Origin of the sequence: Marinomonas phaeophyticola, from assembly GCF_026966905.1 — a bacterium.
GTDB lineage: Bacteria > Pseudomonadota > Gammaproteobacteria > Pseudomonadales > Marinomonadaceae > Marinomonas > Marinomonas phaeophyticola.
On sequence record NZ_JAPUBN010000001.1, the window covers coordinates 18,402 to 33,965 of the forward strand.

Sequence of the window (15,564 nt, forward strand, 5' to 3'; positions counted from 1 at the left end):
CATAAAAAAAGCCCGTACAGATTAAAATCTATACGGGCTTTCTAATTGGTACCAGTGGGCGGACTCGAACCGCCACGCTTATTAGGCAACGGATTTTGAATCCGTCGTGTCTACCAATTCCACCACACTGGCCTTGAAACGTGGTGCATATTCTATGGATTTTTCAGCGACTGTCAATGCTTTAATTTAGAAAAAACGTTTTTAATTACAAAGTGATACCTGTTTTCTCTGAACTCAGAGCGGGAAACTGTTTTATAATAGCGGTACTCTGTTTTCAGTTCTCTTATTTTAGGTTAGTGGTATGTCTGCATTAAAGGCTCAAAAAGTTACATCTCATAAAGTTGTCGTTATCGGTGCTGGTCCTGCTGGATTAATGGCGGCGGAAAGGATAGCCAGTGCAGGATACCAAGTTGATATTTATGACGCTATGCCATCGGTAGCGCGTAAGTTTTTATTGGCGGGAAAAGGTGGAATGAATATTACCCACTCTGAAGCGGATAGGCTTTTTAGACAACGATTCTATGAGGCGAATGACTGGGTTTCTGAATGGCTAAACGTATTTAATGCTACCGATTTACGTGACTGGCTAGATCTTCTAGGAGTAGAAACCTTTATTGGTACCTCTGGTCGAGTTTTTCCAATAGAGATGAAGGCGGCTCCCTTATTAAGAAAATGGGTTCATAGGCTGAAGCAGCAGGGCGTAGAGTTCCATGTTCGACATAAATGGCTTGGCTGGCAGCAAGGATGCTTACATTTTAAGAATATAGAAAAGGATGTGTTTGTTGACTCTAACGCGGTTTTACTTGCACTGGGTGGCGCGAGTTGGCCCGCCTTAGGTTCAGATGCTCAATGGGTAAATTTTCTCGTTTCGAAAAGCGAGTTTCGTTCTTTTCGCCCTGCTAACTCGGGTTTTGAGTGCAAATGGAGTCAGTATTTCGCTGACCACAACAAGGGTAAACCAATAAAAGGCGTGTGTATTTCTTTAGCTGGAGATCCTGTTGATAAAAATAAGGTTAAAGGGGAGGTTATGGTCGATGAAAAAGGCTTGGAAGGAAGCTTGGTTTATGCTCACTCAGCATCCATTAGAAACAGGATTGAAGAGCGGGGATATGCTGAGATAACCATAGACCTGATGCCAGATTTGTTAAAGGAAGAAATCGTCAGTCGCCTTAATCAACCAAAAGGAAAGATGTCGCTTTCTAGTTTTATGAAGAAAAAGCTTAAACTCGACAGTGTGAAGAGCATGTTATTAAGAGAACGACTGTCTAATTCAGAAATGCAGGATTCGAAGGTAATGGCTTCTTATTTAAAGGCCTTTCCATTGGTATTAACTAAGTGCTTCGATATTGAGCATGCCATAAGTTCAGCCGGTGGTGTTAAGCGTTCTGCTTTAACTAAAGAGCTCATGTTGATAAATAAAGCGGGTGTGTTTTGCTCTGGTGAAATGTTGGATTGGGAAGCGCCTACAGGTGGCTATTTATTAACGGCTAGTATGGCGAGTGGCTATTATGCAGCAAATGGTCTTATTCATTGGTTAAATGAACGATAAAAATGATTTTTTGGAAGAACGTTTCGGGCGGCTATGCGATTGCTTTTAGTATGGCGTTAGCCCACAAAACACCTTCACCATAGCATCGGCTCAAAATAAGTTTACTCTTTGCTGGAATCGCTGAAATTTCATCCCAACTGTTTCTTTCAAGAGAGTTAAGCAGTTTTAAATATTTACCGATGTCCCCCTCATAATGAAGAATGATCCTTTTGACTTCATCGCTTAAGGCTATTTGATTAAGAGCTTCTTGCTTATCTATTTCTAATATGGCATCGATGCCTGACATAATACCGGCAATAAAGCCTGTCTCTTCATTGAGTTTGCCATTTATACGACACATTGTTTGGCAACAATACGCTCTAATTAAAATAACTCGGAACATTTCTATTGGCTGGTTTGAGGTCGATGTAAGAGTGATTAATAGTGCCCATTTTTTTATTTGATTAAGACCAATAAAAATAACCGCTTCTTTTATACTTTCCACTTTTTTGGGAATGCCACAAATAGGACTGTTTAGAACTCGCAACAACTGATAAGAAAATTTGGGATTTTTCTCGACTAACTTAGCCACTCTATCAATGCTGATATCAGGGTTTTGCAGTTCACTGACAAGCTCTACGGTCATCTGTGTTGCTGAGTCTACTTTTTTACCTTTGACAATGGTGGGTTTCTGCAAATAATAGCCTTGAAATAGAGTAAAGCCCATCTTTCTGCATAGTTGTAACATAGATTGGTTTTCAACTTTTTCAGCAATTAAAATAATGCCTTGTTTGAGAAGACTGGAAATCTGCTCTTTGTGTCTTTCTGGGTGAGTTGCTAAAACGTCAATTTTAATCATTTTTACCAAAGGAATTAATGGATCATATTCCTTAGTAAATTGATAATCGTCTAAAACAAAATGATAGCCAGCGTCTTTCCAAGAAGAAACTTTTTCTATGAGTGTGGCTGTGACTTTTTGTTCTTCTAAAATTTCAATATAAACTTGGGAAGGATCAATAGGAAAAAATGCATCGGATAAAAGTAGGTCGCCAGTCATATTAATGAAGAAAGGCGTATTAAGCTGTACGTTTAGTTCCGTTATACCAATACAAAGGTTAACCAATACTTGGCTTGTTGCTGCTTCACCATTCGTAAAATTAGCAAACTTCTCTTCTTGACCCCGAAATAGTAATTCGTACCCAAATAACTCATTATTGATATCAAATATTGGCTGCTGAGCCATCATAAGATCATTTAAAGGGTTATTGTTTTCTTTCAAAGTTTATACCTTTTGACGTTGATCGATCATATTATCATACGTTTAAACTGAAAAACGGGATCAAGTTAAAAGTATAAAATTTTGCAGTGAAGAAAAACAGCAATAGTTTGAAAATGTTTTTTTAGTCAATGACTTGACACCATCGTAAATAGTGACTATCATCTCGGAAAATTTGTTGGGGCCTTAGCTCAGCTGGGAGAGCGCAACGCTGGCAGCGTTGAGGTCAGGAGTTCGATCCTCCTAGGCTCCACCAACTCTTTTCTTACAAACTTTCTTTTTCTTCCCTTATTTACTCGATTACCTGTATAGAGTTTAATTCCACTGTTCTTATGGAAAGTGTACTCTTTAGTTCAAAAGTTTTATACCTTGAATATACAGTAATCTTGATATGCAGCAAGAAGGAAGGCTATGTTTCACGTCTACTCCGGAAATCATCTAGAAGACCTCTCAATCGTTCTTAATAAAATACTGTCTTTAACTCCACCTAAGAATGCATTTCAATCTGAGCATGTTTTAGTTCAGAGCCCAGGAATGGCTCAATGGCTAAAAATGGCTTTGGCTGAGCAACAAGGGGTTAGTGCGGGAACGATTTTTCCGTTGCCCTCCACATTTGTTTGGCAGTGCTTTCAGCAAAGTATTCCTGATATTCCGATGCAAAGTGAGTTTAATAAGCCTTTTCTCGTCTGGAGGCTAATGACAATTCTACCTTCAAGGTTAAAAGATGAAGCATTTTCTTCATTGGCTTGGTATTTGAAAGAAGATGATAGCCAAATGCGCTTATATCAACTGTGTGCAAGTATTGCTGACATTTTTGACCAATATCTAGTGTATCGTCCCAAATGGATATCCGCTTGGGAAGCGAATGACGAATCCGTAGACGAGATTAATAAAGTCACTGAAAAGCAGCCTTGGCAAGCGATATTATGGCGTGATTTGGTTGCTGATGTTTCTCAGCGCAATGGCTCTTTGTTTCACCGGGCTAACTTAGTAGATGCCTTAAGGGAGGCGACTCGTAATGGTCGCAAACCTTCCAGTCTACCTGATCGAATTTTCATTTTCGGTGTTTCATCTTTACCGCCAAATACCTTAGACGCATTGCAAGTTTTGGCTAAATCTGGATGGATAGAAGTGCATCTTTTTATGTTAAATCCAAGCCGTTTTTACTGGGGTGATGTTGTTGATAAACAATACTTAAATCGGCAAATTAAAAGGCAACCGAATAAACCTGGGTTAATGGCAGATAAAATGCATCTGGATGCGAACCCGTTATTGTCATCCTGGGGACGATTGGGTCGAGATTACATTTTACAGTTAATGGATTTAGCTGATAATCAGTTAGATGTCTTTGAAGATTACATTGATGAAGCTCGAATGAAAGAGGGTGAGCATGCGTCTTTACTTAGTTATATCCAACAAGACATTCTTAATTTAGATAATCATGGTTCAGAAGAAGAAAGGACGGCGAGCGCCAAAGATTCATCTTATAAACACATTATTGCTTCGGATGATGTGACTGTACAGTTTCACTCTTGCCACAGTGCGTTGCGAGAAGTAGAAGTATTACATGATCAACTCCTATCCATGTTTGAGCAAGACAGCCAGCTAACACCAAAAGACATCATTGTAATGTTACCTGATGTGAATCAATACAGCCCTTTTATCCAATCTGTTTTTTTATGTCAGCCTGATCATAAGCGAATTCCTTTTGCCTTAGTGGATTTACAAGCAAACCAAGAAACGCCACTTATTGATGCCTATGTGAGATTGCTGTCTCTAGTCGACAGCCGGTGTACGTTATCTGAGTTAATTAGTATTCTAGAGGTACCTGCGGTACTGGCACGTTTTGAGTTAAGTGTTGATGAATTGGAACGGATTAGGCAATGGAGCAATGAGTCAGGCGTGCGCTGGGGGTTAGATTCGAGTACCGCTGAGCATTGGTCTTTACCGGTAGAAACACACAATACGTGGCAAAATGGATTAAAACGCATGCTATTAGGTTATGCGGTTGGACACGATACCATTTGGAATGGCTTATTAAGTTATGGAGAAATAGAGGGGTTAGAGGCTCATGTCGCGGGTAAATTAGCTCAGTTCCTACAGTCTATTAGTGTACTTGTGAATGCGATGCGATCACCAAGATTACCAGATGAATGGGTTGTTTTTCTCTATGATATTCTAAGCGATTTCTTTGATTTGGATGACGATGATGTGTTTGCTCCCTTGTTATCTAAGCATATTAATGATGTGTCCTCTGAATGGCGTACAGCCAATTTCAATACGAAAATCGATTTAGCCGTTCTTAGGCAGATTTTAGCGCCACGATTACAAGAGCCTCAAGGAGGGCAACGCTTTTTAGCCGGACGGGTCAATTTCTGTACGCTTATGCCCATGCGCTCTGTTCCCTTTAGCGTAGTGTGCCTATTGGGTCTTAACGAAGGCGCTTACCCTAGGACTCAAATTCCTGTTGGTTTTGATTTAATGGTCGGTAACTATCAAAAAGGAGACCGGAGTCGACGAGAAGATGATAAATACCTCTTTTTGGAAGCCACCTTATCGGCTCGCCAACGACTTTATATCAGCTATATCGGTCGTAGTATTCGGGATAACAGTGAGTTAACGCCTTCTATTTTAGTGAGTGAATTGATGGAGTACATCGGTCAAAGCTGTGTGCTGGCTACCGATGTCAATTTAATACCTGAAGCCAGTCAACAGGCTCTTTTAAGTAAAATAGTGGTAGAGCACTCGTTGCAGCCATTTAACGAGAGATATTATCTATCGTTTCAAGAGTCAAGTGTTTCAAAGCGCCTTTTTAGTTATGAAGGCACATGGGTGGATGCGCTTCGCTTGCGTTCTAATGGAGTCGAAGAGGATGGTGGGGTTAATACCTCTCTGGCGTTATCGAAAGCGCCATTACCCATGTTAGAGCAAGACACTGATGAAGTTGATTTTGCTCAATTCATTCGTTTTTTTACGCATCCTGCCCGTTATTTCTATCAGCGCCGTTTAAAAGCGTATTTGTCTATTAGAGAAATACAAGAACAAGAAGATGAACCTTTTACTTTGAGCTATCTGGCGGCATTAGACTTTAGAGAGCAAGCATTACAGGCGTATGAGAATGAGGCTGTAGAAGGTTTTAAACGTAAGTTACAGTTGAGTGGTGAGTTTCCTTATGGTGAATTTGGGGAAATGTCTTTGCAAGAGTTATTGTGTCAATGTGAAGCAATGATGAAGGCGTCTCCAATACGAAAAGAGATCGATTTACCAAAAGTAGAGATTCAGCTTGGTTTTAAATCGGCAACGGGTGCTCAAACTAATTTAATTGCTTGGTTAGACCGTTGGGATAGAGATCGGCGAGTAGTGCGTTACTTAAGTCATTTAAGCTCCAGAATGCGAATGAAAACCTGGTTAGAGCATTTGGCAATGAATGCCCAAGGCGTGCCGGTACAAACCGTATTGTTGTCGTTTAAAACTTCTTCGTCGGCAGAAGTCGTTGAAACTAGTTGGCCAATGCTAGAGAAAAGTCAGGCGCTGGAACTCTTGTCTCGATACTGGGCTGTATTTGAACAAGGGGAGAATAGGGTAATACCTTTACCTGCAAAAACAGCGGATGCATGGGCGGCAGAAATGCACAAAACACAAGACGAACAATCCGCGTGGGATAAAGCATATAAATGTTATCACGATGCGTTCTTAGAATATTCAGAAGATCGAGATGTTTATTGGCAAAGAGACTTCACTTCACTCGAGCAAATGCAGGATACCTTTACTCAACTCAGTGAGCAACTTTGGCTACCCCTTTATGAGTATTTGGAGGACAAAGAATGAGTGTATCGACTGAACGCCCATTAATTGCACTTGATGCTTTTGCATTTCCTTTATATGGTCGCCGTTTGATTGAGGCGAGTGCTGGTACAGGTAAAACGTACACGATAGCCAATTTATATTTGCGTTTATTGGTGCCAACAAGGAGTGACGTTGAATTTGCTTATCCTTTGACCGTCGATCAAATATTAGTGGTTACCTTTACAGAAGCGTCCACCTCAGAGTTGAAAGCGAGAATCAGACAACGAATCAGGCAAGCGAGACAAGCACTCTTATTGGGTGCAAGCCAGGATGTATTTTTATCTCAATGGATTGGGCAGTTTTCAGCCAGTGAAGGTGAGCTTGCCGTTGAACGATTATTAAACGCTGAAAAACAAATGGATGAAGCGGCTATTTTTACGATTCATGGCTTCTGTCAGAGAATGCTTAGTCAAAATGCTTTTGAAAGTAGGATGTTGTTTCAGCAAGAAATAGAGACAGATGAAAGCATACCTTTAAGCATTGCTGTAAAGGATGTTTGGCGAGCAGAAACCTATCCTATGACATCTGAATTTGCCGCCATAGTGAGGGCGGTTTGGTCTACACCCCAAGCTTTACAAAAAGATTTAGCCAGTCTACAAAGTCAGCCTAGTGTCAATATACAAGGAGCGGATTTTGATATTGAAAATGGACTGAAACAAGCTCAAGAGCGAATTAAAAAAGTAAAGTCGCTTTGGAATGAGCAGGCGACAGACATTATTGCATTATTGGATGAGAGTGATATTAAAGGGACTTTTTGGTTTAACACCCCTAAAAAGCAAGACACGCGTGAAAAGTTAATCAATGCATTTTACCAATGGTCTAACAGCGATTCTTTTACATTACCTGCCGATATTAAAAGATTAGATGCGTCAGAGTTAGCGATGCAGGTTAAAAGGAATGGGGTTGCTCCGGTACATGAAATTTTTGAGTTGGTGTCGGACTTAAGAGCCAATTATCCAACTACAGATAAAGTAAAGCCCGCTCTCCTATCTCGCTATTGGCAGCTTGCGCAAAAACGATTAGCGTTATGGAAACAACAAACGTTAAAACTAACTTTTACGGACTTGCTAACATCTTTATATACGGCGTTGCACTCTGAAGAAGGACAACGTTTAGCCGAACGGATTCGTCAGTTGTATCCCATCGCAATGATTGATGAATTCCAAGATACAGACCCTGTTCAATATCGTATTTTTTCCTCCATATATGCATTGCAACAAGCGGAACAGCAGAATAAATCTGCGTTAGGCTTGATTATGATTGGTGATCCGAAACAAGCTATTTACGCCTTTCGAGGCGCGGATGTATACACCTATCTAGCTGCAAAGAATGATGTTGAAGCGGTGTATTCCCTAGCAACCAATTACCGTTCTTCAGCTGCCATGATTCAATCGGTTAACCGTTTGTTTATGACACAACCGAATCCTTTTCAGGTGACAGGTATTCCTTTTACGCCAGTGCAAGACCGGGGCGTGGCTGGTGGTTTTGTACGTCATGGGCAGGTTCAAACGGCGATGCAATTTTTACGTCCAGAACAAAATGAAATTTGGAGTGCGGCTACTTATGAACAAACATTGGCAGAGATGTCGGCGAGTCACATACATGAACTGTTGTTAGAGGGGCAATCGGGTCAAGCGACATTAAATACAGATAATAAGATAAGGAGCCTTGCGCCTAAAGACATTGCCATTTTAGTCTCTGGCTATCAACAGGCACAATTAATGAAGCAGTCTTTGTCTAAAAAAGGCATTAGTAGTGTTTATTTGAGTGATCGAGGCTCGGTATTCGCTTCAACTGAAGCTCAAGATTTATGGGTTATTTTACATGCAGTACATGATGAAGGCAGAGAAACCTCATTAAGGTCTGCGTTAGCAACGAAGCTTTTGAATAAATCACATGAAGAGCTAGACCTTTTCAATCATGATGATGTCTATTTTGAGCAATGGTCTGAGCGTTTTCAGCATTATCATGAAGTGTGGTTAACTCAAGGTTTGATGCCTATGCTCAGGCGATTTATTCAAGATTTGAAGTTAGCCAGTGATATTTTGAATCGAGCAAACGGTGAACGTTCATTAACAAATCTTTTGCATCTTGGTGAAAAATTACAGCAGAAAGCGATGGAGATGGAATCTCAAGAAAACCTGCTGAGGTATTTTTTGATGGTTATTCAATCTCCTGATGGTAACAGTGATGAGCAAAAAGTACGTTTAGAAAGTGATGCTGAATTGGTTCGTATTATTACCATTCATAAGAGTAAAGGCTTGGAGTACCCATTGGTTTATCTGCCCTTTGCATTAAAGCCTTTTTCTAATCGAGATAAGCATGCTCTGTTCCATGAGTCGGATATTTCAAAAAATAACCCAGTTCACAGCCCTTCATTATGGTTCTCCGCTTGCCCTAATGACCAACAAAAAAAGCAACATGAGGATGAACTGTATGCCACTGAAATTCGATTGGCTTATGTGGCCCTTACACGAGCGAAGGAAGCCTGTTTTATTGGCTGCGCAGAAATAGGCAAAGCGGCAACCAAGACACTTGCAGACAGAAGCTACCTTCATTTAAGTGGTGTGGGCTCGCTTTTGTATGCGGCCGAACCAAAAGAATACGGTGCCTTAGATGAGGTTCTGCAAACCTTATCAAAGGGTTCTATTATTCACGGGACTCACTCTATAGATGTGGTCGAGAAAACGACAGAGTCGTTGCCCAAGTTCAAGCAAAGTAGAGAGAATGAATTTACCGAATGTCAGCTTGATCAGCATGACAACCCTTTATTAGAGAATAGAAAATTTTCAGCTCAGATTGAGAGAGATTGGTGGGTTGGCAGTTACTCTTCTCTCATTGTTGGCGATGAAAACCATAAAAAATCCTCGTTGAATCCTGGTCTTGATGAGGCGGCGTTGGTAACGATTTCTGAAGACTCTGATTTGCAGCAGGCATTATTAAAAGAGCTTGCTGTGGCGGATCAAAGTGACGCGGCCGTATTGATTGACACCGTAGAGGTTGTTGAAAATAAGTTTAGCTTTCCTAGGGGGGCTAAACCTGGCACCTTTCTACACGATTTACTTGAAGGTGCGCCTTTGGCTGACAGTTACAGTCGTGTGGCGTTTGCCGATTTACTATTGGCGAAACACCAGTCAAAATTAGTTGATTATTTTGAGCGCCAAGGTTACGGCCAATGGCATGCGGTTTTGCTTAGTTGGTTACGTGATATTCTGCAAACGCCTTTAGCGACAGATTTGCCGGGTTTAACGCTAGATACCTTATCTGAGAGCCAAGTTTTCAAAGAGATGGAATTCTTTTTACCTGTATCGGGTTTCAAGGCATTAGAGTTAGATAACATTGCGAGACGTTATGATTCGGTTTCTAAAGACGCGCCTCGTATTCAAGATCGCCCTTTAAAAGGCATGTTAAAAGGATTTATTGATTTACTATTCGAATGGCAAGGTCAGTATTATGTTGTGGATTATAAATCAAATCATTTAGGTGATTCTGAAGATGATTATCATGATCAAGCGTTAAGAGAGGGGGTAGCTGATCATCGTTATGATCTTCAATATCAGCTTTATACGTTGGCATTACACCGATATTTAAAAACACGCATAGACGACTATGACTATGATATGCACGTGGGCGGCGTGATGTATTTATTCTTACGAGGAATGGATGGTAAGAGCCAGCAAGGTATTTACCGGACAAAATTGTTAAAAGAACACGTGTTGGAAATGGATGCCTTATTTACAGGAAACCAAAGGTGTCATGGCACGGATGATCTCGCATCTGGGTTTACCTCAAATGAAGAGGGTCAGTATGACTTATTCTAAAATAGAGGATGAAAATATACATCATATGACGATTGAGCCTCCCGCCTCGATTGAGGCAATGGTACTTATGTGGCATCAATCTGGAGTAATCAGAGCGATTGACGATCAATGGATTCGATCTTTGATGTTACATGCACAAGAGATGGACGATGCGGTACTGCTTGCGGGTGTTCTCTGCAGTAATTACTTGGGAATGGGTCACGTTTGTTTGTATCTAGATCAAATATTAGAAAAGCCTTTTCTAAATAGTACCAAAGACGATATTCATATATGGAAGCAGCTGCTGATACAAGAAGGCATTTATACAGTCGCCGATTGGAAGCAGAGGTTGATGCTTTCTCAACTTGTTTCTTCTGATGACAGGATCATTAGTCCTGTTTCTCCTCAAAAAATTAATACAGATAAAAGACCGTTAGTTTTGTCGGCTAATAGACTGTATTTAGCACGTTACTTTTATTATGAAGAAAAGGTGTACCAATTTTTAAAATCCTCTTCTGAAAAAAACGCTTTAATGTAAAGAAAAAATGGCTTGATGAAGTGTTTCCTAAAGAGGACGCTGTGGCTGATGGTGTGGATTGGCAGAAAGTGGCGGTTGCTTCAGCAGCAGCACAAGATTTTTCAATTATTAGTGGCGGCCCTGGAACGGGTAAAACAACAACCGTTATTAAGCTCTTAGCCTTGTTAGTTCAACAAGCCAATTTTGACAACCAAAGTATGACAATAAAGTTAACTGCTCCTACAGGAAAAGCGGCCGCTAGGCTAACGGAATCTATCAGTAACGCTAAACACAGTTTGCCGGTCGATCAATCGATTAAAGATGCGATTCCTGAGCGGGCTTCTACTTTGCATCGGCTTCTAGGCGCAAATTTTGGTCGCAGTGAATTTAAGTTTAATGCTCAGAATCCTTTACATTTAGATGTGCTATTAGTCGATGAAGTCTCTATGGTTGATTTACCCATGATGGCTAAATTAATCGATGCATTACCTGCTCACGCAAGATTAATTTTGCTAGGAGATAAGGACCAGCTAGCTTCAGTAGAGGCTGGAGGCGTGTTAGGAGATTTAACGGCAGGAATAGAAAACTTATCTTTTTCTCCGTCTTGGACGAACTACTTAACTGACATGCTAGATAATGATTTTTCATCTTATACTCAATCATTTACAAAAGATAAATGGATTGGGCAGCACTTAACGTTACTAAGAAAGAGTTATCGTTTTGATGGTCGCAGTGGTATTGGATTACTTGCCAGTGCGGTCAATAAAGGGAGTGAAAAGCAAGCATTAAAAACGCTATACAATCCTCCTGATAACAGTATAGCGTGGCATTCAGTTGAGTTGAGTCAAGAATCAAAGCAAATGCCAAATGAGAAAATAGACATTGAATTATTAGGAAAAGGGTATGCCGACTATTGGCAAGGAGTGCGGTCTAATCTGTCCATAGATCTTTTGTTCTCGCTGTTTTCAAGTTATCAGGTCTTGTGTGCTGTACGACAAGGTGAGTTAGGAGTTGAATCCATTAATGAGGGGCTGCGTCAGTATTTCTACCAACGAGGGTATCTGAATTTAGATCAAGTTTGGGAACCAGGTAAAGCCATCATGATCCGTCGTAATGATACCAGTTTAGGATTATTCAATGGGGATATTGGTATTTGTATGCCGGAATCCCCAGATTCAAATAGAATGCGAGTTTGGTTTCAATTAAGTGATGGTTCAATAAAGGGGATTCTTCCTAGCCGCTTAAGTGAATATGAATTGGTTTATGCCATGACAGTTCATAAATCACAAGGCTCAGAGTTTGATCGTGTGGTACTCGTGTTACCGGAAAAGACAGGACCCGTGTTGACGAAAGAGCTTCTTTATACTGGGATTACAAGGGCGAAGCAGCACTTCTCGCTTTGGGGAAGTGAAATGGTGCTCCGTCATGCAATTAGTAATAAAGTCATTCGATTATCAGGTTTGCAAAGTAAGATATGGTCAAATTCCGAACAATAAATCTTCTCTAAGGCAAGGCTGTTGAACTTTTTGAATTAGTCCCAACTATTTGCTAAAGAGTCTCATTTTTGAATTAATAAAATTGTGTTAGTGTAGGCATCAAATTTTATCTGTGACTAAGTAGGAACACATGAGTAAAGAGATTGTTTTAACCGGAATTACGACCACTGGAACGCCTCATTTAGGAAATTATGTTGGTGCCATTCGTCCAGCAATAGAAGCGAGTCGAGTAGACAGTAATGAAACTTATTTTTTTCTGGCAGACTTCCATGCATTGATCAAATGCCATGATCCTGCTCGTGTGCAACAATCTCGTTTAGAAATTGCAGCTACTTGGCTTGCTTGTGGTTTAGATCCTGAAATTGCCACTTTTTACCGTCAATCAGACATTCCTGAGATTGCTGAATTAAATTGGTTACTGACCTGTGTGACAGGTAAAGGTTTGATGAATCGTGCACATGCTTATAAAGCGGCAGTAGATGAAAACCTTTCAGCCAATCAAGATGCTGACTTCGGGGTGACAATGGGACTCTTTTGTTATCCTGTATTAATGTCAGCAGATATTTTAGCCTTTAATGCTAAAAAGGTGCCAGTTGGCCGTGATCAGATTCAACATATTGAAATGGCACGTGATATCGCAGGGCGTTTTAATCATATCTTTGGCGAGCATTTTGTTTTACCAGAAGCGGTTGTAGGGGAAGATACGGCGTTATTAAAAGGTTTAGATGGCCGAAAAATGAGCAAAAGCTACAACAACACGATTCCTCTTTTTGAAGGTGAGAAAAAACTTAAAAAAGCCATCAATAAAATTGTGACAAATCTATTAGAACCTGGTGATCCAAAAGATCCTGAAGATTCAACTGTGTTTGAAATTTATCAAGCATTTGCAACTCCCGAACAAACCGCTGAAATGAGACAGAAGTTTGCGGATGGTATTGCTTGGGGACAGGCAAAGAAAGAGTTATTTGAACTGGTCAATGGCGAATTAGCGGAAGCCAGAGAGAAATATAACGAATTAATGGCAAATCCTGCCAAGGTCGAAGAGATTCTGCAAGCTGGAGCATTAAAAGCTCGTACGCGTGCGCAAAGCTTGCTAAAAGAGCTAAGAGAATCTGTAGGCTTAGTCAATTTTAAATAACTGGAGAATAAAAATGAAATCAAGTGTATATGCGTTAATTGTGGCTTTCGTATTAGCCCTAGGTGTAGGTGGCTACAGTGCTGATGTTGAAGCGAAGAAATTTGGTGGTGGTAAGAGTTTTGGTAAGAGTTTTTCAACACCAAAACAAACTGCGGCACCTACTTCTGCAAGTAGTTCAACTGGTGCGGCAGCAGCTGGAACGAAAAAAGGCGGCTTCTTAGGCGGTCTTGGTGGCGGCTTGTTAGGTGGTTTGTTAGTTGGAGGTTTGTTTGCTTCTTTGTTTGCTGGTGGCGCCTTTGACGGTTTTGCCTTTGGCGATATCTTATTGTTCGCGTTGGTTGGTTTCTTAGTTTATAAGTTCTTTATTGCGCCAAAGCGTCGTGCAGCACAGGCGGCAGCAGGTGGGGCTCCTGATCAAATGTTCCGTAATATGGGGCAAAATGAAGCAACTGGAAACTCTAGTATAAATACCGGTGGTTTTGGTGGACAATCAGCGACCCCAGCGATGCAATTCCCTCCAGGCTTTAATGCGGAAGCTTTTGTTGCTGAAGCAACGAATCACTACAAAGCACTGCAAGTCGCATGGGATGATAATAATTTTGATGAAATTCAGGATTACGTATCTCCTGAGCTTTATAATTTACTAAAAGAAGAGCGTAATAAACTGGGTGCAGATAAAGCAAAAACAGAAGTGGTTTCTGTTATAGCTAACCTGGTTCGCGGTGAGTATATTGGTTCTACTGCTTCCATTTCTCTGGAATTCTCTGGTTGGGTGAAAGAAGGCGATAATACTTCTGATACGAAAGAGCTTTGGCATTTGGAAAAAAGTATGACAGAAGCGAATGCAAACTGGATGATTGTTGGTATTGAACAGCTTAACTAATCGTTATTTAAAAAAATAAGGTAAATTCGTTGATTCTTCGCTAGACTAGACTTAATAGCTGGTTCAATTAGTTAGCGAATTTACTCATTTAAACAGAATTAAAACGGATGTAAGCCATGTCTGAGATTGCGACAATTAAAGATTCCAACAAAACCGTGGTAGAAAATAAGAAAGGTGAGCTGTTACAGTATCTAACCTTTACTTTAATCGATGAAACCTACGGTATTAATGTAATGCAAATCAAAGAAGTTTTGCGCTACAGTGAAATAGCACCGGTACCGGGGGCACCATCCTACGTATACGGTATTGTTAATCTTCGTGGGAACGTTGTCACAGTTGTTGATACGCGTGTCCGTTTTAGTCTGCCTGAATGTACGATTACTGATAACACTCGAATCATTATCATTGAGCATGAAGGGGAGCAAGTCGGTCTTTTAGTTGATGCCGTTCAAGAAGTGTTTTACCTATATCAAGGTGAAATTGAGCAAAGCCCTAGTGTTGGTAATGATGAAGCCTTAATGTTTATCCAAGGTGTATATCAAAAAGACGAAGAGCTTGTTATTTTACTTGAATTGAACCGTATGTTTGAAAGAAATGATGCGCTTGGTATTGCAGCAATGTAATAGGATGTTGAATTTTCTTTGATAGAAGCAAAAAAAATCAGTTATAGTTAACTGATTTTTTTGTTTTTTTATATGCAATGAAAATTATCTGTCCCAATAGCTCTCTTCAAGACTGTCTTCTTTTTCCGGTAACCCTTTCGATAGTCGTGGTGCATTTTGCGCTAAAATCTCATAACTTACTCTATTTGAATATTTACAAATTTGGGCAAAAGATGAGTAGGCTAGATAATCAGTTTTATGTTTACTGGATTGAGGGACGAGGTCTTTGTGAAAGTTATTGGCGGCAATATCGTGCAGTAAAGCAGACAGTGCGCCATCACCTGCGCCATTGGTATTTTTGATTTTCTCTGGCCCCCCCATATAAGGGTTAATATGAGAAAACACTTTAATTGGTTTTTTACAGGCTCCCTTAGAAAGGGGGCGGCTAAATTCAAATCTATTAAAGTCAGGCAATTGC

General features: G+C 40.4%; 10 protein-coding genes and 2 tRNA genes. 9 read left to right on the forward strand and 3 right to left on the reverse strand.

Translation table 11 applies throughout. The features are described from left to right. Positions 1-46: 46 nt before the first annotated feature. A tRNA-Leu gene (locus O1D97_RS00095) sits at positions 47-132 on the reverse strand. Between the two features lie 169 nt (positions 133-301). On the opposite strand from O1D97_RS00095, the gene O1D97_RS00100 reads away from it, so the two are divergent. After that, positions 302-1,549, forward strand: a complete 1,248-nt coding sequence (locus tag O1D97_RS00100; protein ID WP_269121708.1) for a TIGR03862 family flavoprotein — start codon at positions 302-304, stop codon at positions 1,547-1,549. 31 nt (positions 1,550-1,580) lie between these two features. Here the strand turns inward: O1D97_RS00100 and O1D97_RS00105 are convergent, their stop codons facing one another. Beyond that, on the reverse strand, positions 1,581-2,807 hold the full coding sequence (locus tag O1D97_RS00105) for an EAL and HDOD domain-containing protein (protein WP_269121710.1): 1,227 nt from the start codon (positions 2,805-2,807) through the stop codon (positions 1,581-1,583). Positions 2,808-2,984: 177 nt separating this feature from the next. Here O1D97_RS00105 and O1D97_RS00110 point away from each other — a divergent pair. From O1D97_RS00110 to O1D97_RS00145, 8 genes are all read left to right on the forward strand, one after another. Further along, a tRNA-Ala gene (locus O1D97_RS00110) sits at positions 2,985-3,060 on the forward strand. A gap of 155 nt (positions 3,061-3,215) precedes the next feature. After that, the gene (recC, locus tag O1D97_RS00115) at positions 3,216-6,632 is read left to right on the forward strand and encodes an exodeoxyribonuclease V subunit gamma (protein WP_269121711.1); all 3,417 of its coding nucleotides are present in this window, start codon (positions 3,216-3,218) and stop codon (positions 6,630-6,632) included. Beyond that, complete coding sequence (gene recB, locus O1D97_RS00120; RefSeq protein WP_269121713.1) at positions 6,629-10,471, forward strand: exodeoxyribonuclease V subunit beta; 3,843 nt, start codon at positions 6,629-6,631, stop codon at positions 10,469-10,471. The genes recC and recB overlap by 4 nt, the downstream gene beginning before the upstream one ends. Next, entirely contained in the window at positions 10,458-10,988 is a 531-nt protein-coding gene (locus O1D97_RS00125; protein ID WP_269121715.1) for a hypothetical protein, read from the forward strand. The genes recB and O1D97_RS00125 overlap by 14 nt, the downstream gene beginning before the upstream one ends. 41 nt (positions 10,989-11,029) lie before the next feature. Continuing rightward, complete coding sequence (gene recD, locus O1D97_RS00130; protein WP_269121717.1) at positions 11,030-12,463, forward strand: exodeoxyribonuclease V subunit alpha; 1,434 nt, start codon at positions 11,030-11,032, stop codon at positions 12,461-12,463. Positions 12,464-12,593: 130 nt separating this feature from the next. After that, a complete protein-coding gene (locus O1D97_RS00135) occupies positions 12,594-13,601 on the forward strand; it encodes a tryptophan--tRNA ligase (protein ID WP_269121718.1) in 1,008 nt (335 codons plus the stop codon). A 13-nt stretch (positions 13,602-13,614) separates the two neighbouring features. Then, positions 13,615-14,484 carry a Tim44 domain-containing protein gene (locus O1D97_RS00140; RefSeq protein WP_269121719.1) on the forward strand — a complete coding sequence of 290 codons (870 nt, stop codon included), beginning with the start codon at positions 13,615-13,617 and terminating at the stop codon, positions 14,482-14,484. Between the two features lie 116 nt (positions 14,485-14,600). Next, a complete protein-coding gene (locus O1D97_RS00145; protein ID WP_269121720.1) occupies positions 14,601-15,107 on the forward strand; it encodes a chemotaxis protein CheW in 507 nt (168 codons plus the stop codon). An 84-nt stretch (positions 15,108-15,191) separates the two neighbouring features. Here O1D97_RS00145 and O1D97_RS19710 read toward each other — a convergent pair whose 3' ends face one another. Beyond that, on the reverse strand, positions 15,192-15,560 hold the full coding sequence (locus O1D97_RS19710; RefSeq protein WP_346433178.1) for a carbohydrate kinase family protein: 369 nt from the start codon (positions 15,558-15,560) through the stop codon (positions 15,192-15,194). Positions 15,561-15,564: the final 4 nt, after the last annotated feature.

Coding starts and splice junctions, on each gene's coding strand:
- O1D97_RS00100 (WP_269121708.1), top strand. CDS start 302: ATGTCTGCATTAAAGGCTCAAAAAGTTACATCTCATAAAGTTGTCGTT.
- recC (WP_269121711.1), top strand. CDS start 3,216: ATGTTTCACGTCTACTCCGGAAATCATCTAGAAGACCTCTCAATCGTT.
- recB (WP_269121713.1), top strand. CDS start 6,629: ATGAGTGTATCGACTGAACGCCCATTAATTGCACTTGATGCTTTTGCA.
- O1D97_RS00125 (WP_269121715.1), top strand. CDS start 10,458: ATGACTTATTCTAAAATAGAGGATGAAAATATACATCATATGACGATT.
- O1D97_RS00135 (WP_269121718.1), top strand. CDS start 12,594: ATGAGTAAAGAGATTGTTTTAACCGGAATTACGACCACTGGAACGCCT.
- O1D97_RS00140 (WP_269121719.1), top strand. CDS start 13,615: ATGAAATCAAGTGTATATGCGTTAATTGTGGCTTTCGTATTAGCCCTA.
- O1D97_RS00145 (WP_269121720.1), top strand. CDS start 14,601: ATGTCTGAGATTGCGACAATTAAAGATTCCAACAAAACCGTGGTAGAA.